The 23,293-nt window shown below is 35.9% G+C and carries 16 protein-coding genes and 1 rRNA gene; 14 read left to right on the top strand and 3 right to left on the bottom strand.

Annotation, left to right across the window (positions count from 1 at the left end):
- From C4F50_RS16280 to C4F50_RS16270, 3 genes are all read right to left on the bottom strand, one after another.
- Nucleotides 1-119 (bottom strand): 16S ribosomal RNA (locus tag C4F50_RS16280); the annotation flags it as partial.
- A 1,027-nt stretch (nt 120-1,146) separates the two neighbouring features.
- Complete coding sequence (locus C4F50_RS16275; RefSeq protein WP_194139698.1) at nt 1,147-3,261, bottom strand: cation:proton antiporter; 2,115 nt, start codon at nt 3,259-3,261, stop codon at nt 1,147-1,149.
- 3 nt (nt 3,262-3,264) lie between these two features.
- Nucleotides 3,265-3,840: a hypothetical protein gene (locus C4F50_RS16270; RefSeq protein WP_194139697.1), complete on the bottom strand. Its 576-nt coding sequence runs from the start codon at nt 3,838-3,840 to the stop codon at nt 3,265-3,267.
- A gap of 432 nt (nt 3,841-4,272) precedes the next feature.
- On the opposite strand from C4F50_RS16270, the gene C4F50_RS16265 reads away from it, so the two are divergent.
- From C4F50_RS16265 to C4F50_RS16200, 14 genes are all read left to right on the top strand, one after another.
- Entirely contained in the window at nt 4,273-4,875 is a 603-nt protein-coding gene (locus C4F50_RS16265; RefSeq protein WP_194139696.1) for a Pvc16 family protein, read from the top strand.
- Complete coding sequence (locus tag C4F50_RS16260) at nt 4,872-5,714, top strand: hypothetical protein (RefSeq protein WP_194139695.1); 843 nt, start codon at nt 4,872-4,874, stop codon at nt 5,712-5,714. The genes C4F50_RS16265 and C4F50_RS16260 overlap by 4 nt, the downstream gene beginning before the upstream one ends.
- A 19-nt stretch (nt 5,715-5,733) precedes the next feature.
- The gene (locus tag C4F50_RS16255) at nt 5,734-7,851 is read left to right on the top strand and encodes a phage tail sheath C-terminal domain-containing protein (RefSeq protein ID WP_194139694.1); all 2,118 of its coding nucleotides are present in this window, start codon (nt 5,734-5,736) and stop codon (nt 7,849-7,851) included.
- Between the two features lie 30 nt (nt 7,852-7,881).
- Nucleotides 7,882-8,310: a phage tail protein gene (locus C4F50_RS16250; protein ID WP_194139693.1), complete on the top strand. Its 429-nt coding sequence runs from the start codon at nt 7,882-7,884 to the stop codon at nt 8,308-8,310.
- Nucleotides 8,311-8,312: 2 nt separating this feature from the next.
- Nucleotides 8,313-8,759 (top strand): phage tail protein, encoded by a 447-nt coding sequence (locus C4F50_RS16245; RefSeq protein ID WP_194139692.1) that lies wholly within the window; start codon nt 8,313-8,315, stop codon nt 8,757-8,759.
- A gap of 7 nt (nt 8,760-8,766) precedes the next feature.
- Nucleotides 8,767-8,925, top strand: coding sequence for a DUF5908 family protein (locus C4F50_RS16240; protein WP_194139691.1), 159 nt, complete (start codon nt 8,767-8,769; stop codon nt 8,923-8,925).
- Between the two features lies 1 nt (nt 8,926).
- The gene (locus tag C4F50_RS16235; RefSeq protein WP_194139690.1) at nt 8,927-9,619 is read left to right on the top strand and encodes a CIS tube protein; all 693 of its coding nucleotides are present in this window, start codon (nt 8,927-8,929) and stop codon (nt 9,617-9,619) included.
- Nucleotides 9,620-11,365 (top strand): type VI secretion system tip protein VgrG, encoded by a 1,746-nt coding sequence (gene vgrG / locus C4F50_RS16230; protein WP_194139689.1) that lies wholly within the window; start codon nt 9,620-9,622, stop codon nt 11,363-11,365.
- A gap of 66 nt (nt 11,366-11,431) precedes the next feature.
- Nucleotides 11,432-11,722 carry a PAAR domain-containing protein gene (locus C4F50_RS16225; RefSeq protein WP_194139688.1) on the top strand — a complete coding sequence of 97 codons (291 nt, stop codon included), beginning with the start codon at nt 11,432-11,434 and terminating at the stop codon, nt 11,720-11,722.
- A gap of 2 nt (nt 11,723-11,724) precedes the next feature.
- Nucleotides 11,725-12,135, top strand: coding sequence for a GPW/gp25 family protein (locus C4F50_RS16220; protein WP_194139687.1), 411 nt, complete (start codon nt 11,725-11,727; stop codon nt 12,133-12,135).
- A 10-nt stretch (nt 12,136-12,145) separates the two neighbouring features.
- Complete coding sequence (locus tag C4F50_RS16215; RefSeq protein ID WP_194139686.1) at nt 12,146-15,526, top strand: baseplate J/gp47 family protein; 3,381 nt, start codon at nt 12,146-12,148, stop codon at nt 15,524-15,526.
- Entirely contained in the window at nt 15,514-18,219 is a 2,706-nt protein-coding gene (locus C4F50_RS16210; protein ID WP_194139685.1) for a hypothetical protein, read from the top strand. Before C4F50_RS16215 ends, C4F50_RS16210 begins: the two co-directional genes overlap by 13 nt.
- Before the next feature lie 11 nt (nt 18,220-18,230).
- On the top strand, nt 18,231-21,665 hold the full coding sequence (locus C4F50_RS16205; protein ID WP_194139684.1) for a hypothetical protein: 3,435 nt from the start codon (nt 18,231-18,233) through the stop codon (nt 21,663-21,665).
- Nucleotides 21,655-23,283 (top strand): contractile injection system tape measure protein, encoded by a 1,629-nt coding sequence (locus tag C4F50_RS16200; protein ID WP_194139683.1) that lies wholly within the window; start codon nt 21,655-21,657, stop codon nt 23,281-23,283. Before C4F50_RS16205 ends, C4F50_RS16200 begins: the two co-directional genes overlap by 11 nt.
- Nucleotides 23,284-23,293 lie beyond the last annotated feature (10 nt).

Raw genomic sequence — 23,293 nt, 5'->3', positions numbered from 1 at the left:
GCATACGCGTTACGCACCCGTGCGCCGGTCTCTATATCCGAAGACATATACCCCTCGACTTGCATGTGTTAAGCCTGCCGCTAGCGTTCATCCTGAGCCAGGATCAAACTCTTCATCGTATATTTTTATATTATTAAACGATAAATACTATCAGTCTCTCTCGAATCTTACGACTCTATTACTCTTATTTTTTTGTCCCGATGTAATCGGGACGGCTGTCAATTCAATATGTCTACGAACGTGTATTTCTTTTTGTCTCGCTTGTTTCTCAAAGCGGGTGCAAAACTAAAAATTCTTTTTGTTTCCTGCAAGAAAAATTTAAAAAAATTTGAAACTTTTTTTTTCGTCTCTTTTTCTTAATTTCTCTATCAGTATCTCAAGGAACTTTCCGTGTTTCTGTTTAGTCAACTTCTCTTTTAAAAGCGTTTGCTAAACGTCGTTTGCGGGGTGCAAAGATAGGCTGTTTATTTAGATAAACAAGCGCTTTGCTCTATTTTTTTCTCATTATTTTTGATTTTTTTTCCTCCTTTTATATAACCTTCTGATTTATCATTATTTAGAATTAAAGCTTTTTTAGAAGCATCTTCTATTTTTCATTATAAAATCTCTTTTTAGTGATTATTCACTATTCAAAACAACAAAATTATAAGTCATTCAAACGTTTTTAGTCCTTAATCTATCTCCAAATCCTCGAAAATCTCAAATTATACTAGAAATAAACATACTTATATAGTATCCGACGAAATATCGTTGCTTTTGAATTTGAATATTTTTAAGTTAAATATTCTTATTATCAATATCTTCGTATAGCCATTTACAATCAAAAGTGTATATAATCCAATGCTAATACTTTTTATCGCATTTCATTTTGCTTACCCATACAAATCTCTATGCCTTAAATCTGCTGCAATGTGAAAGGAGTCAGTTGTATTAAAAAATACATCAAGCTGCGCTTCTCATAAATCTAAAAGCAAAGGAAAAATCTACAATTTAATTTATAAGTACTCAAAATTAGATATGAAAAAACACAAAGGCGTTAGTTTTAAACGAAAAGATGAAATTGCAAAAATGACGCTTCAGGATAAAACGTCCATTCGAGAATAGTAAAAAATGGAGAACATCATAATTCTCCATTTTTTATTTTATTTATTTGAAAATTCTACCAATGATTTTTCCAATTTCAGCAAAATCATCCAGATTACTTACTGCTCTTTTTTCAGAAGCATTTTTATATGTTTTAGAAAAAGGATAAATCAGCAGATAATTATTATTTAATTCTTTATTGAGTAATTCAGGCACTTCGCGCATTTGAGGAAAATAAGAGTACATGCCTCTATCGGCCATCATAACAATAAGTCCTTCATCTTCTTTTAGACTGTAGGCTTTTTGTACTGCTTCAGACCATGAAGAAATGGTATTAAATTCGGCTTCCAGATTGGCATTTTTTGCAATTCTTATTAGAATTTCGAGGGTTTTATCATTTCCAAAAAAACTCATTTTCGCACCAGAATTACGTCCGATATTCCAAATTCGAAGCATGGAATGAAAAAATCCAGCATCTTTTTCTGCATTTGAAGGAATCAAAACAACGTACCTCTTTATTGTTGATAATGGCTGTACACCGTGATACACCAAAACATTGATGTTTTTATTGTGCAGATAACCATTATACAAATTGTATATAAAACTAGGCGAAAAACCTTTTTGCCCTTCTAGTCCAATAATAAGATCGGTGATTCCTTGTTCTTTTATAACATTGCTAATGCCGTTTACAACATCATTATCGTGTCTTGTAATTGCTTTTAACTTGACATCTGCTCCAGCCGCCATTTGGCTTGCAGCGCCTAATATTTTTTCTGCATTTTTTTCAGACGATTCATTGGCTTCATCATTGATTATATTAATGGCAAAGAGATTTTTGTTCGCATTCGTTTTTACCATTAAACCCAGATTAACCATTTTTTCTACAGTAGCTTCATGATTTACTGCAAGAAGGATTTTTTCATCATCTTCGTTTTTTCCAGAAACGGTGTCGTCTTTATCAGCTTCGGCAATACGCTGCGCACTGGCCATAGAAACAAAAGAAGATATGGTACACGAAATCAAGATTAAAAGAATACTTCCGTTTAGAACGTGTTCGTTTAAAAGTCTTATTGGTTCTCCCGTTTCAGTTTCAGAAATAATAATATTATATCCTACCATAACCGAAGCTAAAGTTGCCGCTGCAGATGCTGCACTCAAACCAAAAATAAGCTGTCCTTCATCATTCGTCAAGCGAAAGGTCTTTTTAGTCAGCATTGCCGCAATGTATTTACCGCCGATTGAAGCAACTAACATTATCGACGCAACGCCCAGAGTTTCCCAACTTTTGAAAAAGGCTTTAAAATCAATCAGCATTCCGACACTAATTAGGAAGAAAGGAATAAAAATAGCGTTTCCCACAAACTCCACGCGATTCATAAGTGACGAGGTATGCGGAATCAATCTGTTAAGTGCTAATCCAGCAAAAAAAGCACCGATGATTGCTTCTATTCCTGCAAGTTCTGCCAGCAGAGCGGCAAGATAAATCATTACAATTACAAAAATATATTGCGAGATTTTGTCTTCGACATTTTTAAAAAACCATCTTGCTATTATCGGAAACAGCAATAAAACGATCGAAGTAAACAAAACCATTGAAACCGATAATTTGATCCAAAAAGCGGCACCGACTTCTCCCTGCGACATTCCCACAACAACTGCCAATACCAAAAGCGAAAGTACATCTGTAATCATAGTACCGCCGACTGTAATATTAACCGAAAGATTTTTGGCAATTCCCATGCCGCTTACCATGGGATAAACAATTAAGGTGTGTGACGAAAAAAGACTTGCGAAAAGAATAGACGTGAGAATTGAAAAATGTAATATATAATAACCTCCGACAAAACCCATAATAAAAGGTGCTGCAAAAGTGTAAATAGAAAAGGTAATGCTTTTCCATTTATTCTTCTTAAAATCTCCCATATCAATTTCCAGTCCCGCCAGAAACATTATATACAAAAGTCCGGTTGTTCCTGTAACCACAACACTGCTGTCTCTGGAAAGAACATTAAATCCGTTTGGGCCTATTACGGCACCTGCAATAATAAGACCTAATAAATGTGGTACTTTTATTTTGTTGAGTAAAAGCGGAATACATAAAATGATGATCAATTCTATGAGGAATTTTAAAAGCGGATCATCTATAGGAAGTGTAATATGTTGTATACTTAAAAACATGTGTTATTTTTTTGAAGAAGGTGTAAGTTCGACAGAGAATTTTGCGGTACAATTATCCTGTCCGATAATGGTTTGTGTGCCCTTTATAACACTTTCTTTAACATCATCAAGTACTATATTTATTTTTAATTTGTTTTTGGCAGTATTGTCTTCAGTAAAATCAAGGGTAATTTTTTCTGCATCATACAAGCCTGAGTAAACACGAATCAGTTTGTTGTTATTAATGACATTTGCATAATTTCCTGTAGAATCTGATACAAATTGCCAGACTTCATTTCGCTGGTCGCCAATAACATAATTACTGCAATTCGATTCTCTACAGACAATTTTACTGTTCCAGGACACTGCTATATTTTTTGGCCAGTTTTTAATTTTCGGAACAGAATCTTCTACCGTTTTAAGAGCGTTCAAACTGTCTCTCATATCAAGCAGTTTTTGGTATTCAGCTTCCTTGTCGGCAAATTGTTGTTCTCGTTTTAAAATTTCATTTTCTCTTGCTGTCAATTCCTGTTCTTTTTTGTGGCCGCAGGAAAGTAAAACAGAGAAAAAAAATAGTAAAAGTAGTTTCTTAAAAAGCATAAAAATGGTGTTTAGTCTTTACAATTTAAGGATTTTATTTTTTAAAATCGTTTAAAAAACAAATAAACAGCCTTAGACGCATCAGAAATGACACACTTCTTTCGCTAAAAAAACAAAATAATAACCTTCATTTAAAACAATAAAAACAACTTCAATTGGTATTTTCAGCCGTATTTTCATTTAAAAAAAAGCGATCTAAAAAACTTTCACAACTAACTATAAATCAATATTTTAAATAATTAAAAAAAGGGGATTTTTCCCCTTTTCTTGTACCTGTTGGTTTATCTATCTTCGACAAACTCTATAAGCCTCAATCTTTTACAATTTTAAGCACAGCTGTAAAATCTTTATTCATTATGATCTGTGTGCCGCTGTTATATTTTTCAAAAAGATTTTTAGTCCTCAAAATGTCGAATATAAAATAGTATCAAAATGGTTTTTGAAGTTATTCAAATAATTACAGAACAAGTTAATAACTATCTCGAAGAAATCGGGCTGGAAAAAACCGTTGTGGCAGAAAATATTGCTTTTCTAGAATCTCAAAATGACAACAGCACAACAACTTTAGAAGATAAAGTAGCCTTGACCTTAATCAATATAGATGAAGAAGCTGCTTTAAAAAATTTTCCAAATCATACTATCGAAAACACTAAAACTATTTACAAAAACAGTGTCATTAATTTGAATCTGTATTTACTTTTCAGTGCCAACAGACTTGCTTATATCAATTCTCTCAATGATATTTCAAAAATCATTGCTTTTTTTCAGGGCAAAAAACTTTTTACACAAGCCAATACAATTTACAACAGAAATAATGTAGCAATGGCCAACATCGATAATTTCAGATTTTCGGTAGAACTCTACACTCCCACTTTTGAAGAACTCAATTATATATGGGGCACTTTAGGCGGTAAACAGCTTCCGTCTGCTTTATACAAAGTGAGCATGATACAAATAGAACGCAACATACCACAGGGAGCAGGACAATTAGTAAGTACGATTCGAGGAACAGCCAAAACAAAAGAACAGTCATGAGTTTTAGTCTAACATACAGCCTTTTGTTTGAAGTAACTATTTTTCATAATTACTTTCTCAATAACGGAGAAGAAATCTTTGCGGGCATGAATGCCGCGGCAAAAGAAAAAATGCTGCAAAACTTTAATATCGATTCTTTTGCAGTAATTGCTCCAAGCGCACAAACCAATACGGTGCTTAAAAATTATAAAATGATTTTTAAAACCACTAAAACGGGTTTTAAAGTATATGTTAAAGTAAAAGAAACTGACGATACTGATCCGTTTGTAAAAATCCCTGCTGCTTTAAACTTACAATTTATCATTTCTATAAAAGAATATCAGTTTGAAAATTACACCAATTTGGATGATGCTGCTAATCAAATCTTTTTATTCAGCAATGTAAAACCAGCAGCAGAGCCGGATACATTTCAATATATTTCGAAAATAAATGATACTAAACTCATTTCAAATGATTATCTGGTATCCAAAGTAACTACAGCCGCTCTTATGGCAGCTTTGCCGGCATCACAAAAACAAGACGTTTTCGGGATTATTTCACTAAATCTTCAGGGCGATGCTGTTTCGGGAAACATTATAACAAACGCGGGAAAAATTGTTCATCCAAATTTTAAAATTCATTTCGATAATCGAAAAACATTTTGGAAATACATCAATCATAAAGCATCTACAGCAATTGAAACCAATGCAGCAAAACCGCTTACACGTTCTGGTTTTGTCGAAATTGATCCGCTCCTTGATTTTACGCCGCCGCAAGCTGCAGACAGTCATTATCCTAATCCATCTGTAAAATCAATACTAAAAATCGACGGTGATTTTTATTCAGAAATATTTATTTAATAATTAAATCAATTTAATCATGGCAACAACTTACAAAACACCTGGGGTATATGTTGAGGAAATCGTAAAGTTTCCTCCTTCTGTTGCTCAGGTAGAAACAGCGATTCCTGCTTTTATCGGCTACACAGAAAAAGCTGCTAAAAAAGTCGATAACGACTTAGACAGGGTTCCTACCCGAATTACTTCTTTACTGGATTATGAAACTTATTTTGGTTTTGCTTACCCAGAAGATTCTATTTCGGTAAATGTAACCGATGTGGTAACAGACAATATAGTAACAGAAAGAAAGATTGTGGTGAATCAGCCAAGTTCTCCAAAACCATTTTTAATGTATTATGCACTTCAAATGTATTTTGCAAATGGCGGCGGACCATGTTATATTGTTTCTGTTAGAAATTATGAGGATGTAAACAGCAACGAAAATCCTGTTGTTTTTGCCGATTTGACTGCAGGATTGAATTTATTAAAAGCAGAAGACGAACCAACTTTAATTTTATTTCCCGATGCTAAAGCGCTGTCTGAAATAGAATTTTATACTTTATATTCTAATGCATTGATTCAATGCCATGATCTTCAAGACCGATTTACTATTATTGACACCTATAGTTCTACTGATATTGGTGCCGATTCTTTGGCTTTAAGAGGCCAGATTGCGCTGGAGAAAGATTATTTAAAATATGGGGCGGCTTATTATCCGTATCTGGATACCATTCTGGATTACCGCTATAATGAAGACGATATTCTAATCAACCACGTTACGAATGTTCCCGACGCTATCGCCACGGCTTTTGGCGAAGTTGTAAATGCTTTGACCACTTTACCGCTTACTGTAGCTAGTCTGGTTACTGTAACCGACGACAGTGGTGATACTGTAAATGATTTAATTTCTGGAACCGTTGCCGATGCACTCACTTATATTGACAGTGCCGCTGGTTTTAACAATGCAGCCACAGGATCCGAAACTTTTCAGGTTGCCAAAACAGCCGCTTTTATTCCGATTTTAGAAAAGCTTACTAAAGATTTGAGCTCTTTAATTTCGGATAAAGATAAAATACAAAACGCGGCAGAATCTGCCATAGCTTCTGTAGAAGAAGCTGCTGGAGCTGGAAATGCGCTTCAGACTGCTCTGGACGTTTTTGTGGGTTTATTTGAAGGAAACAATAAAATCGAAAAAGTAAGAGACAATCTTATTGATCTAACTGCTAAATTAAAAGCGGCCAATACAGATCTAAAAGTTGCACAGAACGTTAAAACCAATACCACCAACGTGATTGGAGAGATTGGCAAACTGCTGACTTTTACGGTGCCTACAGCTCCAAACAATTCTATTACTCAATTACCAAATGATAATCTGAACATTTCTGTAGATGTTTTCAATCAGGCTGCTTTGACAGACAGTCTGACGGTATTGGTTCAAAACATCCGAGACGAAATCAACGATGTAACGACTACTGATGTAAACAACGGCGCTATGAATGGGCGTTATCTTGGTGATATTGAAGGTTTTGACAATAAATCGTACAATGCTATAAAAGCAGAAATTGGTGCTTTACCGCTTACACTGCCTCCAAGCAGCGCCGTGGCGGGAATTTATGCCCGTGTAGATTCTAACAGAGGCGTTTGGAAAGCACCTGCCAATGTGGGGATTAACTATGTAATAAGCCCAACACTAAAAATTACAAATGTCGATCAGGACAATTTAAATGTCGATACCGTTGCCGGCAAATCTATTAATGCTATAAGAAGCTTTACTGGAAAAGGAACCTTGGTTTGGGGGTCAAGAACTCTGGCCGGCAATGATAATGAATGGCGTTATGTTCCTGTTCGACGTTTTTTTAACATGGCCGAAGAATCTATCAAAAAAGCTACAGAGCAGTTCGTTTTTGAACCCAATGATGCCAACACTTGGATTAGAGTACGCGCTATGATCGAGAATTTTTTAATTCTGCAATGGAGAGCCGGAGCTTTGGCTGGAGCCAAACCAGAACAAGCTTTTTATGTGAGAATCGGTCTCGGACAAACCATGTCTGCACTGGATATTCTGGAAGGCCGTATGATTGTCGAAATCGGAATGGCTGTGGTTCGTCCCGCAGAATTCATCATACTTCGTTTCTCTCACAAAATGCAGGAATCTTAATTTAACAAATAACATTTAAAAATATAAATCATGAGTTATCCGCTACCAAAGTTTCATTTCTCAGTTGACTGGAATGGAACAAAAATAGGTTTTACAGAAGTTTCCGGATTAGACGTAGAAACTGAAGTTATTGAGTACCGTCAGGGCGCTAGTCCTGAGTACAGTAAAATCAAAATGCCAGGCATGCAGAAGTTCTCTAACATTACCTTAAAAAGAGGCACTTTTAAAAGCGACAATGAATACTATAATTGGTGGAATACGGTAAAATTAAATACCATCCAAAGAAGGGACATTACCATCAAATTACTGAATGAGGAGCACGAACCAGTGATTACCTGGAAAGTAAAAAATGCGTGGCCTACAAAAGTGCAGTCAACTGATTTAAAAGCCGATGGAAACGAAGTTGCTATCGAGTCAATAGAATTGGTTCATGAAGGTTTGTCTATTCAAAATGATTAATCATGTCTAATTATTATCCACCCGTCGGTTTTCACTTTCTAGTTGAGTTCGATAAACTGGGCACAAAAGAACAAGACCACCAATTTCAATCGGTATCAGGACTTTCTGTAGATCTTGAAACGGAAGAAATTGTCGAGGGTGGAGAAAATAGGTTTAAACACAAACTTCCGGTAAAAACCAAATATCCCAATTTGGTTTTAAAAAGGGGGATTCTTATTGATTCTGAAGTAATTGACTGGTGCCGAAAAGCCTTAGAAAATTTCGATTTTAAGCCCGTCGATTTAACCGTTAAACTCCTGAATCAAAACCATCAGCCTTTGATGCACTGGAAAGTGATACATGCTTATCCTGTAAAATGGGCAGTGGAAGATTTTAGTGCTTTAGAAAGTAAAATTGTTGTTGAAAGCTTTGAGCTTGCTTATAATTATTTCACACTTCATAAAAAATAATACTGCCATGCCAATTGAAATCAAAGAGCTTCACATTAAAATCAACGTGAACGAAAACTCAAATCCAGGTGCAAAACCAGCCTCTTCTTCTACTACTGAAAAAGATACTGTGGCTGATTGTGTTGAGCAGGTAATGAAAATTATTGAACGAAAAAAAGAACGCTGATATGACAACCACTGGTGAATTAAAGAAACTGAAGATCATTGCTTACAGCGATTCTCAATTCAACAATCCTGTTTCGGATATTGAAGAGTTCATTACTTTGATGAATCCCGAAAAATATATTTTTCATTACAAAATAGCGCAAGACACAACGCAGGCTCCCGGAACAAGCAGTCCGGCGCCACGATTTGCGGCTATTGCTCCAGAGGAATTGGAATTGGATTTTGTGTTTGACCGAACAGGCGTTATTGCAGGTAAAGAAACTACCGAAAATGGTGTTATTGAAGATATTGAGCATTTTAGAAAAGTAATTTTAGACTACAATGGCACAGAACATAAGCCTAATTACTTAAAAATTGCTTGGGGAAGCCTGCTGTTTAAAGGATCTCTCACAGAAATGACGATTGAGTATAAACTTTTCAGACCCGATGGAACGCCCATTAGAGCCCTTGCAAAAGGAAAATTTAAAGGAGTTGTTGAAGATGAGTTACGGGCAAAACAGCAAAACAATCAATCTCCGGATTTAACACATACCCGAATTGTAAAAGCGGGCGATACGCTTCCGTTAATGTCTTTTAGAATCTATGGCGATTCCAAATATTATCTCGAAGTAGCAAAAGCCAACAAACTCATCAATTTCAGAAAATTAAAAATCGGCCAGAAAATATTTTTTCCACCTCTGCAAAAACAACAATAGATGAACAATAGCGGCGTCATACAAACCAGTAAAAGTGCAGATTTAGTTACGCACAAATTACTCATTGAGGGAAATGAACTCTCTGGTATTTACCAAGTAATGAGCATTGTGGTACATAATGAGGTGAACAGAATACCTATGGCGCAAATTGTTTTGATCGATGGTGATGCCGCTGCACAGGATTTTAAACTAAGTAATGAAGATCTGCTCATTCCGGGGAAAAAAATAGAAATAAAAGCAGGTTATCACAGTGACGAAGAAACCATTTACAAAGGAATTGTTGTAAAACATTCCATAAAAATAAAAGACAATTCATCGCTGTTAATTGTAGAATGCAAAGACGAAGCTGTAAAACTGACTATCGGCAGAAAAAGCAAATATTTTTATGATGTAAAAGACAGTGATGTTTTTGAAGAAATTATAGGCACGTACGGATTGCAAAAAGAGGTTGAAAGCACCAATTACAGTCACAAAGAGTTAGTGCAGTACAATACTTCGGATTGGGATTTTATAGTCTCCCGTGCGCAGGCCAACGGAAAATTATGTTTTGTTGAAAACGGAAAAATTTCGATTAAAAAACCTGATTTGGCTGCTGCACCAGTTGAAACAGTTGCTTTTGGTTCCAGTATGCTCGATTTTGATGCCGAAATGGATGCTCGAAATCAGTTTGTCAAAGTTTCATCCTATAGTTGGAATGCCTCCAATCAGGAATTATTAGAAATGGAAGCCAAAGATCCGAGCGTCAATCTCAACGGAAATTTAGCTCCTTCGGATTTATCTGATGTGGTAAAGCTCGAAAATTTAGAACTGCGTCATGGCGGTAATGTTACCGATACCGAATTACAGGATTGGGCCGATGCAAAATTATTATTTCAGCAGCTTTCAAAAGTTCGCGGAAGAGTAAAATTTCAAGGAATTCCCGCAGTAAAACCCAACACGATTATTACACTGGAAGGCGTAGGAGATCGCTTTAACGGCAAAGCCTATATTACGGGAGTCTTCCATGAAATTGCAAACGGCAATTGGACTGTAAACGCGCAGTTTGGATTGAATCCTGAATGGTTTTCTGAAACTTACGATATCAATACACCATCGGCTTCAGGAATAATTCCATCCATAAAAGGACTGCATATTGGTATTGTCACCCAGCTGCAGGACGATCCCGACGGCGAAGACCGCATTTTGGTAAAAATACCGATTATCAATAACGAAGAACAGGGCATTTGGTGCCGAGTAGCCGCTTTGGATGCAGGTGACAACAGAGGTACTTTTTTCAGGCCCGAAATTGAAGACGAAGTAATTATTGGCTTCATCAACGAAGATCCTAATGATGCAATTGTACTCGGAATGCTTCACAGCAGTGCAAAACCTGCCCCTCTAAAAGCAGTTGACGATAACCATCAAAAAGGGATTTTTACAAGAAGCGAAATGAAAGTGCTTTTTGATGATGAAAAAAAATCGATAGCTATTGAAACTCCGGCAGGCAAAAAAATAACACTGGACGAAGACAAAGGATCTATAGTTATTGAAGACGAAAATTCTAACGTGATTACCATTGACAGCGCAGGAATAAAGATGGAAAGTGCAGGCGATATTTCGATAAAAGCAACAGGCGATGTCAAAATTGAAGGTACCAATGTAAACCTAAAAGCAACCGCCCAATTTAAAGCCGAAGGCAGTGCCGGCGTAGAAATGTCATCTGCCGCAGTTGCAATAGTAAAAGGCAGCATTGTTCAAATAAATTAACTTTTTGCTTCGCTGCCTTCAGTTATTAAATTCTTAAATAGAAGGTCAACCACTAAAAAAATAAGTATGGGAGCTCCAGCCGCAAGAATCAATGATATGCATGTTTGCCCAATGGTAACCGCAACTGTCCCTCATGTGGGCGGACCAATATTGCCACCGGGTACACCAACAGTATTAATAGGCGGCCAGCCTGCAGCCTGCCTGGGAGACATGATCGTTTGTACAGGACCGCCGGACAGCATTATAGCCGGCTCCAGTACAGTGCTGATTGGCGGAAAACCAGCCGCAAGAATGGGTGATTCTACTGCGCATGGCGGCACGATTATAATAGGATGTCCAACTGTTTTAATAGGGTAATCATGGAAAATAAAGAAGCTTTTTTAGGAACCGGATGGAGTTTTCCGCCCGAGTTTAAAAGAAACAATAAAGCGGTCGTCATGACAACTGACGAAGGAGATATTAAAAGCAGTCTGGAGATCTTGCTTTCTACCAAGATAGGCGAACGCATTATGCTGCCCAGATACGGTTGCAATATGGATGAACTGCTTTTTGAAACATTAGACAGAACACTCAAAACGTATGTTTCAGAACTCATAAAAACGGCGATTTTATATTACGAACCTCGAATTGATGTCGAAAAAATTGACATCACTCAAGGTGATGATTTAGAAGGAGAATTATTGGTCATAATCGACTACAAAATAAGAAGTACAAACTCAAGAAGCAATCTTGTTTATCCCTTTTACAAAGGAGAAGGCACTAATATTTAAAGTTTAAGCTATGAGTACCAACAGCCACATAGACAATGTTATTTTTAAAAGAAATGGAGTCAATCAGGAAGAACGCTTTAGTGACGCACTAGAGCCGGGCAACTTAAAACTACATGATTTTACTATTGAAGACTGGCTGTTATTTGCTTATAATTTTGCCAGAGAAGTCAACTTTTTTGATACCAATAACGATAAAAACCCTGAAGGAGACTGGCAGGAATTTTTCAGTTATTTCGGATTTTCAAAAGAAGAGCTTCCGTTTGGCATTCCGAAAAGAACGGATAAAGAATACGCTGCTTTAAAAGAAAACATCACCAAAACATTATCGAATGCTCATATAAACCAAGACCTTACTCCTCACCTGACCTTATTTGTATGTTTTCTGAAATTATTAGAATTATCTCAAAACAAACTTAATCTTATAACCAAAAAACATTTAGATTTTTTCTATAAAGACATTCTGCAAATCGAAAAACTGCCTGCAAAAGCAGACAAAGTGAATATTATTTTTGAACTGGCGAAAAAAATTGCCGAAGAAAAAATCGCCGTAAACACAGAACTTGATGCTGGAAAAGATCCCGATGGCAAAAAATTAATATACAAAACCACCGAAGAATTTATTGCCAATAAAGCCAGCATAGCGTACCTGAAAAATGTGTACAATGACGTTGATCGAGGTAAAATAAAATGCAGTGAAATAGCAAATTCCCTTGACGGAAAAGGAGAGCCGCTAAACGAAGACGCTCCATATTGGTTTCCTTTTGGATATACAGCTGATAAAGAGAAATATCCAGAATTGGACGATGCCAAATTAGGTTTTGCAATAGCTTCAGAATTATTCAATCTTAAAGAAGGCGATAGAAATATTGACATCACCATTACTTTTGATCAGGTTTTTGATTTTTCTGATATTCCCTTTACGACAGACGAACCTTTAAAAAACATCAGCATTTTATACAGCGGTAAAAAAGGATGGATTGGAAATTTTGAACTTGGCAAAAACGTTGGTTTTAAGAATGGATTTCAATCTTCCAGCATTGGCGGTAACCAATTGAAATTAGTTTTTCAGATTCCGAAAGATGATCCGGCAATTGTGGGTTATGACCCAAAAGTTTTAGGAGAATTTTTCTCGACAGAACTGCCTGTAATTCGGTTTTTAATCAATACGTCAGATAAAAACGGACACAGTCTTTTTAGAAATTTAGTTACAAAAACAGTAAACAGCATTACTGTAAAAGTGGAAGTGAATGATGTGAAATCGCTGTTATTAGAAAGTGATACCGGCCTGCTTAACGCTGCAAAACCCTTTTTCCCTTTTACAACACAGCCCGAAAAAAACAGTTCGTTTATCATAAATTATCCTGAAATATTCTCAAAAAAATGGACCGAAGCCGACATTAACATAAAGTGGAAAAATACTCCAATTTCATTTGAAACGCATTATGCCGCCTACAAAAAGAGTTTTCTAGAAACAATAAGCAAAAAGATTTTTATTGATGCCATTTTCATCAGTGCAAACAATGCTAAACTGAATGTCAACCAGCCTGAAGATGGAGCTGCAAAAAAAAATGATCCGAAAATAAAAGCTGTTGTAGCAACTAACACTTCAACCACAGTAAACACTGGAGATCCAATTGTTACAGCCAACTATTTTAAAGCAACAGCAGCTGTTTTAGATAAAGAAGTTTGGCAGGAGCAAAAAACAGACGTCAATTTATTTGATTATTCTGCAGAAGAACAATTATTTGAATCTACTATCAATCTAAAAGGCAGCGATTATGAGATTGGCAAAAGCGGCCCGATCCGATTGACCTTAAACCAATCGTTTTTGCATTCGTTATTTCCCAAAATATATACTTTGGCGATAATGAATGTGGCGGCAGACCCTGCAACACCAATTCCGAATGAGCCTTATACACCCGTTGTAGAAAGTATCAGCCTGAATTATGCTGCTGAGGAAGCTATTGATTTTAAGTCTTCTGCATACGAGTCTAACCGAATAAAATTGTTTCATGAAGCTCCTTTTGGGCAGCGCGAAGAGCATTCTTATTTGAAACAACAAGCCCTTAACAAAGAAATCTTAGATCCTGGCACGCCTGTAACAAATTATCTAGTTCCGGATTATTGCAATGGAGGTGAATTTTATATCGGACTTCAGGATGCCGAAATAGCACAGCAGATTTCATTATTATTTCAAATATTAGAAGGAAGCGAAAATACCGCCGTACCCACTTTTACAGGAAAACAAAAAGTAGAATGGTTCATCTTATGCGATAATTATTGGAAAAATCTGGAAAAAGATATTTTGGCAAATGGTATCGATAATTTTTTAAAATCGGGTATCGTTAAATTTAATATTCCGAAACAGGCCGCCAATGACAATACACTTTTTCCAGCCAATACCATTTGGGTAAAAGCAAAAATGCATAAAGAATATGATGCAGTCTGTAAAGTTATCGATGTAAAAACTCAGGTTGTTACCGCCCAGTTTTTTAATAACAATAACAATTTATCGCATTTAGACAGCACTTTACCAGCCAAAACTATATCGAAATTAATTACCAGAGTACCGCAGATTAAAAGTATCGACCAGCCTTTTAATTCATTTTCAGGAAAACCTTTGGAGTCTGATCCCTCCTATTATCTGCGCGTTAGTGAACGTCTGCGGCACAAAAACAGGGCGATAACACTTTGGGATTACGAGCATCTTATTTTACAGGAATTCCCAAATGTTTTCAGAGTAAAATGCCTTAACCATACTTTTATTTCGGGCACCAATACCTCTTTTTTAGCCCATGGAAAAGTAACACTGGTTGTAATTCCGGATATCGTAGACAAAAATGTATTTGATATTTATGAGCCGAGAGTAAGCACCGCCGTGTTGAACAGCATAGAGCGTTTTATTAATTCTAAAAATTCAATGCAGGTGCATGCAAAAGTGATTAATCCTGATTATGAAAAAGTCATAATCAAACTGGATGTAAAGTTTTATCCGCAATACGATGAGAATTTTTACAAGAAAAAGCTCAACGAAGATCTTATAAAATTTTTATCCCCCTGGGCATTTGACACCTCTAAGCAAATCATATTCGGAGTCGAACTGCAGCGCAGTATTGTTATAGAATATATCGAAAATTTACATTATGTAGACTTTTTATCGACGCTTGAAATGGCAATCTATATCGATAAAAAAACAGATAAAGAAAACCCTAAAATACTGGACGATACCGAAAACAACAAGACCAATATACCGCTTTTAGACTTTTTAACCACACTGTCACCGTCAAGTCCAAAAAACATTTTAGTGTCTGTTAAAAACCACATTATCAGTACCAATATCACAACTTGTAAAAAACCAATACCAGAACAACCTGAAAAATGTCGATACTAAACCAACATATCACCATTCCTAAAAAAGCAGCGACTGAGGACGATTTGGATTTCTTTTATTTGAGAAAAAAAGGAATCGAATACATAGAGTCTTTTGGCAGTAAACTTTGGACTGATTTTAACGAACATGATCCCGGCATCACAATGCTCGAGATGCTTTGCTACGCCATTTCAGATCTTGGCATGAGACTCAATCTGCCTATAGAAAATATATTAGAATCAAATGACAGCAATAAAGGCATTCCAAAACAGTTTTTTAAAGCTTCAGAAGTACTGTCGTCCAGTCCGGTCACGCAAAATGATTACCGAAAACTATTTATAGACATAAAAGGAGTGAGAAACTGCTGGCTGGCAAAACATGAAAAAACGGTTTATGTAGACTGTAAAAAAGATAAACTATCTTATGACATCAAGGACTTTGAAGATCTAGCAGCCACTCCAAATTTAAGAAAGTCTTTTGAGCTCAACGGTTTGTACGATCTGTATGTAGATTTTGAAAGCTCCAAACCCTCAGAAATAGAGATCGTAAAAGAAAAAATAAGAAAGCAGTACCACGCCAACAGAAACCTTTGCGAAGATCTTGTGGATATCAAAAAAGTGACAGACTATCCTATAAAAATATGTGCCGATATTGAAGTAGCTACCGAAGCCGATGAAGAACTGGTTCATGCCAATGTCATTGATGCTCTGGAAAGTTACTTATCGACAACGGTCAATTTTTATTCTTTAAAACAGATGATGGACAAAGGATATTCAACTTTGGAAATTTTTGACGGTCCTAGTTTAGAGAATGGTTTTATTGATACTAAAGAACTGCTTACCGCCGATTTGAGAAATGAAGTACGTCTTTCTGATATTATGAGAATCATCATGTCGGTACCGGATGTCGTGCTGATTAAAGATATTTCTTTGGGAAATTGCGGCGGTGACGATCTCGAAAACAAATGGCTTATATGCCTTTCAGAGTATCAAAAACCTGTTATTTGTGCCAAAAGTGTTTTCAATTACAACAAAGGATTATTGCCCCTGAATATCAATCAGGCTCAGGTAAAAATTTATTTAGATGCCATAAAAGCCGAAAAAGACAAAGCGACAACCAATGCCAGCCAGAATAAGGAATTAGAAATACCAAATGGCGAATATCTGAACACCGATTTTTATACCACCATACAAAATGATTTTCCTGAAACCTATGGTATTGGCGAAGTCGGACTTCCTTCAAGAGCATCTATCGAACGTAAATCTAAAGCAAAACAATTAAAAGGCTATCTTTTATTCTTTGATCAGATATTGGGAAGTTATTTTAAACAATTGGGTCAGGTAAGCGAATTGCTTTCTGTAAGCGGCAATTTAACCAGAACGCTTTTTACTCAAGTCGTTAATGACATTGAAGGTGCTGATGACATTGTAAACGGCTATGAAAATTACAACGACGAAACTATTACGGCACTGCTTTTTGACCAGCAGGACAATAATATTGAACGAAGAAATAAAATTCTAGACCATCTTTTGTCTCGTTTTGCCGAAAATTTTTCGGAATACGTATTTGTCAACAAAACCATTTATGGCAGCACCACAGATCAGGTGGTACTGCGTGACAAAGAAAACTTTTTAAAAGATTACAAAGTGGTCAGCAAAGAGCGAGGCAATGCTTTTTATTATTACAAACAGCCCATTGCCAATTTATGGAATACTAATAATGTTTCAGGAGCAGAAAAAAGAATTTCGAGACTCATCGGTATAAAAGATTACAGCCGCAGGAATCTTTCTAATTCGTTTGTCCAAATGTACAATTTCATTGACACAGACAATCAATCGGTTTATAGATGGCGTATTGTAGATCATAACGATGAGATTGTACTTTCTTCCACAGCAGAATACTTTGATACTTCGGCTGCCAATAAGGAGCTTTATTTTGCCGTATTGCAGATTATTCAGACTCGGGAATATAAAATAAAAGAAGCTTTTAAAAACGGCACTATACAGGATTTATCCATTATCGATAATGTTTTAATTCAGCAGTCAGATGCGGGGAAATATTCGTACGACATTATAAATCCGGCAATTAAAGACAAGAAAAACCCAAACCGTATTATTGCCCGCAGATTTGAATACTATAATCTGAAGGATTTAGAAAAATCGATTCTGGAATTAATCCGCTTCATGAAAGAAGATTTTACCGAAGAAGGAATGTTTTTGATCGAGCACATGATGCTTCGTCCCGATGTAAATCTGACCACAGTAAATCCGGATACCTTCATGCCTATCTGCGCAGATGAGTGCGATAATTGCGAACCCATAGATCCCTACTCCTATCGTGTGAGCGTAGTCCTGCCCGGATATACATTGCGATTTGCCAATACCGATTTTAGAAATTACATCGAAAAAATAATTAAGGAAGAACTGCCCGCTCACGTTCTGGCAAAAATATGCTGGATTGGATACCGGGAAAAAGATGTAAAAGACCCCGCAGAAAACCAGCTTATTCAATTTGAAAAAGCATACAAAGACTATTTGTTCGCCAAAACGGATTTAAATCAGGAACAGCCCGAACCCCAATTAATCAGTTTTATTAAAGCGTTAACCGTTCTCGACAATGTGTACCCAACAGGACGACTGTTTGACTGCAGTGATGAAAACGAGCGATTGTCAGATAAAATTATACTAGGAAAAACGAATTTAGGATCATTATAAAAACTATTCCAATGTCAGCTAAACTTTCAACAATAACAACACAATACCGACGATTTACAAAGAATCAGGTACTTACAGAAGGAAACCTTAATGAGGTTGTAGATTTTTTTGACGACCAGGACCGCCTCTCCCGCATTTACCTGAGTGGCGTTGGTATAGTTTGCGGCTTGTATCCAGCTTATGATGCGGTTCAAAATACCATATCCATAACACAGGGAACGGGTATAACTACTGATGGTGATCTTTTTAAATTATATCAGGCAGATATATTGGGAAACAAAAAAATCGATTTTGACTCCAAAACCTATACGCACTGCAAAATTTATGATAATGCAAAAGCGGCTTATAAACCTTTTTTTTATGGTGGGGCAAACCAGCAATTGCCTCTTTTTGAACTCTTAACAGAAGAGCAGCAAAAAAAAGAAAAAGATCCCAATTTTGCTCTAGCACAATTTACCGCCAATACAGGATTTGAGTTTAACGATGCCGTAATTCTTTTGTATCTGGAGTCTTATGAAAAAGAATCTGACCTTTGTGTTAGTCTTTCATGCGACAATCAGGGATTGGAAATTGTAGGCAATTTTAGAGTTTTAATTGTCAGCAAAGCCGTTGCCGCACAAATAATGAATCACGACAGCTTAATTGGTCAAATCAATTATACTAATCTTTACCATAAATTACCCGACGTAAAATCAAACCGAATTGTACTAAAACCAGATGATTTTACCCATCTTGAAGCCATAAAACAAAATTTCACCAAGGGAATTTTCAAAAACAATGTGGTTCAGAATTTACAGGACGGCTACAATATCCTATTGACGGGCTTAAACATGCCGCTCGTTTTAGATGCTTTTCAAAAAAATATAACCGAGTTGTTTAATTTTGAAGGAGACCCGGTACTTCCTCCCGATTTTCAATATTTATACGATCTGCTTAACGATTTAGTTGATACCTACAACGAAACCAAAGCACTGTTAATCAGTATTGATGATACTTATTGTGATCCCGATATTAATGCGTTTCCAAAGCATTTAATGCTGGGCGAATTAATAAAAACCGAACCTTGTTTTGAATTCCGTCATGCTTTTTACAAATCGCCTTTGCTTGCCCGAGAAAACTTCGGCACTTGTACCGATTGTCTTGCTGATGATGAAGATTCAGAAGAAAAAGACGCAGCAACAGATGAAATCAAACTATGTTACGGCGAAAATACGACCAAGCAAAGACTATACAGTCTTATTCTGCGAAGTCTGCAATTATTAGAAAACTACAATCCTTTGTATGATTTTATAAAAATTACACCTTCTTTACAACTGGGTAAATTGGGCAAAAAAGCCATTCCGTTTTACAATACTGTAAACGATTCGCTTATTAGCGCCTGGGATTTTGATAAAACCATTTTAGGACTGCAAAAAAACAATGTTAGTTACCATGATGATTTACTAAATATTAAAAAACCGCTCGAAATTCATCTGGATAGTGATTTTTATAGAATCGAAGGACATCAGGGGCGCAACTACAAAGAAGCACTTAAAGCGATACAGCAAATCAGGTTAGAAAATGGTCTCGGATTCAATATCATGATTCTGGCAGTAAACGCTAATGAACTCGATACAACCATCCAGAATTTCACCCAATATTACCTCAACAAAAACCACGGTTACGAGCATAAAGCGGGCGTAGCTCCGGGAGGCACATTTATAATGATTTATCTGGAAGAAAAAATTCCGTATTACTATTATTACAACAGCCACAGACCTTCTTTAACTGGTGATTTTGAAAAGTTTGCTGAAGGCATCCCCATTTTAAACCCCATTGTGGCCGATTTTTCGCTGCCTTATTTATGCTGCGACGAAAACAATATCAGCCTTAGTCTGCCTGTTTCTAAAATTTGTTTTGACAGTAAAACTCCACCTCTGCCTTTTAAAGTATCGCCAGCGGGAGGTTTTGTAAAAGCCAATGTTAGATACGATCAAAACGGAGGGATTAAAGTAAATGAATTTGGAGTTCTTGTTTTTGATCCCAATTTAGTGAGCAAAGAGCTGATAGGCCAGCCCATAACCTTTACCGTTAATAATTTTGAGACTAAATGCGAGATAACCATTTTTGAAAAACCAATATTCGATTTTACTGCAGTTCCCTTAAAACCATCCGGAACCACCGAAACCGAAGTTACTTTTACCGTAAGCGGAGAAAACCTTAACGGAACAAAATTTACGTGGAATTTTGGCGACAAAACCGATCCTGTTACTGACGAAAAAACAGAGATAAAACACCTCTACCAGTACAATAGCGAAAGTCAGAAAAAATTCACTTTTGAGGTTACGCTCCATGCAGATAATGGCAATTGTGGTTTTCAAATCACCCATCAAGTAAGTTTTGAAGTGGAAGATCCAAAAGTACTGATAGATAACAGATTGCTCAATAGTATTTCTTTTTGCAAAAACGATAATACGCCCTATCCACTTGCCCTTGAACCTGCCATAAAAGGCGCAATTTTATCCGGAGAAGGAGTTAAAACATTAAAAGGAGGAAAATTTCAGTTTATTCCGGCTAGTGTAACTTCGGGTGCTGCAAGTGTAACCATTTTAATCGACGGCAAACCATCCAATCTTTCTATTACACTCTTAGACCTGCCTACTGCCAGTTTCTCTTATGATATAGATGCGAATGGAATGTTAACCTTAAACAACAACTCTGCAAACGCTGCGGCTTATACTTGGAAAATCAATGAGGAATTAGTGATTACAGATAAAAAAGATCCAATCACAAGACCAATTTCTTTATTTAATGAATCTTCTATTTCCGTTTCGCTAACTGCAGAAGGCAAATGCGGTTCAGTAATCGACGGTCCAAAATCAATTGAAATTAGAAAACCAGTTGAAGAAAATACCTGTCTAAACAATGCTATATTATTTGTACGAAATTCACTTTCAAGCATTTCCTATCTTAAAGAAATTGGTGTTTCTAATAAATTCAATAAGGATACTACTAAATTCATTACTGAAACTCAAAACAAATTTGTAGAAATTGAAAGCAACCTTGAAAGTTATATCAGCGGTAGTTTAAATGCTAAATTACCTGAATTATTCAATCAGGACTATTTCAAGACGATAGTCGCAGCTGTTAATTCTTCGGTAAAACTGCAAAATTCAAATGAGATTACTGCGGTAGAAACGCTGGTAGCGTTAAACACTTCCCTGTTTTACACTATTTTAAGATGCCAGGATACCAAAACTCTTAAAGCTTTTGAAGAACAAATTACAGCAGCAGCAGTTCTTTATACTGATTTATTTAAAGGTTTCATTGAAATAGGATTTAATACCGATAAAAACGGATCGTTGAAAGAGTTTTTGTCTGCTATGTTAAAAGTATTTGCAAAAAGCGGTTTTATAATAACCAGCCTAAATAAGCAGATCGAATACCTGACAGCTGGTGGTAAGTAATAGTAAACATATTATCAATACAGTTTTCCTTGAGATAAATACCAATTCTAAAGAAAAAGGATATTATCTCAAGGATAATATTGATGCGTTTTTGCAAAAGGAAATATTCTCGCTTTTAGAAAATTATTTTAACGAGTTGGATTCTAAAAATCCCTCACACAGCATACAATTAGAAAAGCTCAACATTGATATTGCCATCAGTCAAAATTTGGATTTTGAAGATTTCAAAGAACAAATTCTAAAAAACATTTCGAAACAAGTGGAAGAAGTTTTTGAAAAGGAAGCAAAAAATAGTGACGGTTTTAAACGCATCAGACCGCAAGAAAAAGAAATAGAACGCTTTTTTCATTTCTTGGAGACGGGCACAGATACTTGGTGGAAAACTTTAAATAATGACTTTAAAATAATTGAGGATAAAATATTTATCGAAATATTAAATGATGAAAAATTTTCTTCTAAATGGAAAAATGCAGTCCAAAAACCAATTGCGCGAACACGGTTTATCAAACAATTTACGGACAGCCAAATTGCATCCATTATTAAAAAAGGAATACTGTTTAAAAAAAACCACACAGAAAACAATTCCAAAATAAAAAGCATTGAAGCCATACAGAAACAAATGGAGACCCGTATTGCAAAAAATCTAATGATTCCGAATCAAAGATTTTTAACATGGGAAATAGTTGTTTTAAGTCTTTTAGATACAAGCGCTGCCATTGTAAAACAAAAACTTTTGAGAATGATCTGCAATGCATTTGAATTTCATAAAAAGAACAACTTTTTACAACACAGGGAACTTTTTCTGAAGGAAATTAAAAATCAGATAGAGAATAAAAACGAACTGGAAGTGCTGGCAGATCTTGAAACTTTTGTTTTGAACATCGAAAAAAAACTAGAACCAATTATTTTAAAAATAACAGGAATAGAAAATGAGAAAATTCAGGAAAATAAAGAAGAAACAACAGCCAACCCAGATTTGATTTTCTCAAATGAAAAAGATGCTGCTGTGTCATCAAATGGATCAAAAGAAAAAAATTGGAATAATAACGAAGAAATAATCGACAAAAAAGAGCTTTCTTTTGAAAAAGAAGAAAAAGAAGCAGAAATACGAGATCCAGATAACAGCGAATTCTATTTCGACAATGCAGGTTTGGTTTTGATTCATCCGTTTTTGAAATCGCTTTTTGAAAATTGCAAACTGCTTAATAAAGACAATACTATAACGGATTCCGAAACTGCCGCACACCTTTTGCATTACATCGCCACAGGAAAAGAACAGGATTATGAGAACACTATGGGTTTTGAAAAATTCTTATGCAATATTCCTTTAGCCCAGCCTATTGAACGAAACATTGTTCTCTCTGAAAAAATGAAAAAAGAAGCTGCTACGATTCTGCAAGCGGTTTTGAGCAATTGGGAGGTAATGAAAACAACATCGGCAGAATTGCTGCAAAACGAATTTTTACAGCGCCCCGGAAAACTGAGTATCAACGGAGACGAAAGTCCCACAATAATTATAGAGCGAAAAACACAAGATATTTTATTAGACAAATTAAACTGGAATCTGAGCATTATAAAATTGGCTTGGAAAAAACGAATCATTTATGTGAACTGGTAAAAATGAAAAT

It is taken from the genome of Flavobacterium hungaricum, from assembly GCF_015182285.1.
GTDB lineage: Bacteria > Bacteroidota > Bacteroidia > Flavobacteriales > Flavobacteriaceae > Flavobacterium > Flavobacterium hungaricum.
This window is presented reverse-complemented; position numbering and strand designations above follow the sequence as displayed.

Bases quoted from the DNA above. Each gene is read 5' to 3' on its own strand.
- C4F50_RS16275 (WP_194139698.1), bottom strand. From the start codon at position 3,261: ATGTTTTTAAGTATACAACATATTACACTTCCTATAGATGATCCGCTT.
- C4F50_RS16270 (WP_194139697.1), bottom strand. From the start codon at position 3,840: ATGCTTTTTAAGAAACTACTTTTACTATTTTTTTTCTCTGTTTTACTT.
- C4F50_RS16265 (WP_194139696.1), top strand. From the start codon at position 4,273: ATGGTTTTTGAAGTTATTCAAATAATTACAGAACAAGTTAATAACTAT.
- C4F50_RS16260 (WP_194139695.1), top strand. From the start codon at position 4,872: ATGAGTTTTAGTCTAACATACAGCCTTTTGTTTGAAGTAACTATTTTT.
- C4F50_RS16255 (WP_194139694.1), top strand. From the start codon at position 5,734: ATGGCAACAACTTACAAAACACCTGGGGTATATGTTGAGGAAATCGTA.
- C4F50_RS16250 (WP_194139693.1), top strand. From the start codon at position 7,882: ATGAGTTATCCGCTACCAAAGTTTCATTTCTCAGTTGACTGGAATGGA.
- C4F50_RS16245 (WP_194139692.1), top strand. From the start codon at position 8,313: ATGTCTAATTATTATCCACCCGTCGGTTTTCACTTTCTAGTTGAGTTC.
- C4F50_RS16240 (WP_194139691.1), top strand. From the start codon at position 8,767: ATGCCAATTGAAATCAAAGAGCTTCACATTAAAATCAACGTGAACGAA.
- C4F50_RS16235 (WP_194139690.1), top strand. From the start codon at position 8,927: ATGACAACCACTGGTGAATTAAAGAAACTGAAGATCATTGCTTACAGC.
- vgrG (WP_194139689.1), top strand. From the start codon at position 9,620: ATGAACAATAGCGGCGTCATACAAACCAGTAAAAGTGCAGATTTAGTT.
- C4F50_RS16225 (WP_194139688.1), top strand. From the start codon at position 11,432: ATGGGAGCTCCAGCCGCAAGAATCAATGATATGCATGTTTGCCCAATG.
- C4F50_RS16220 (WP_194139687.1), top strand. From the start codon at position 11,725: ATGGAAAATAAAGAAGCTTTTTTAGGAACCGGATGGAGTTTTCCGCCC.
- C4F50_RS16215 (WP_194139686.1), top strand. From the start codon at position 12,146: ATGAGTACCAACAGCCACATAGACAATGTTATTTTTAAAAGAAATGGA.
- C4F50_RS16210 (WP_194139685.1), top strand. From the start codon at position 15,514: ATGTCGATACTAAACCAACATATCACCATTCCTAAAAAAGCAGCGACT.
- C4F50_RS16205 (WP_194139684.1), top strand. From the start codon at position 18,231: ATGTCAGCTAAACTTTCAACAATAACAACACAATACCGACGATTTACA.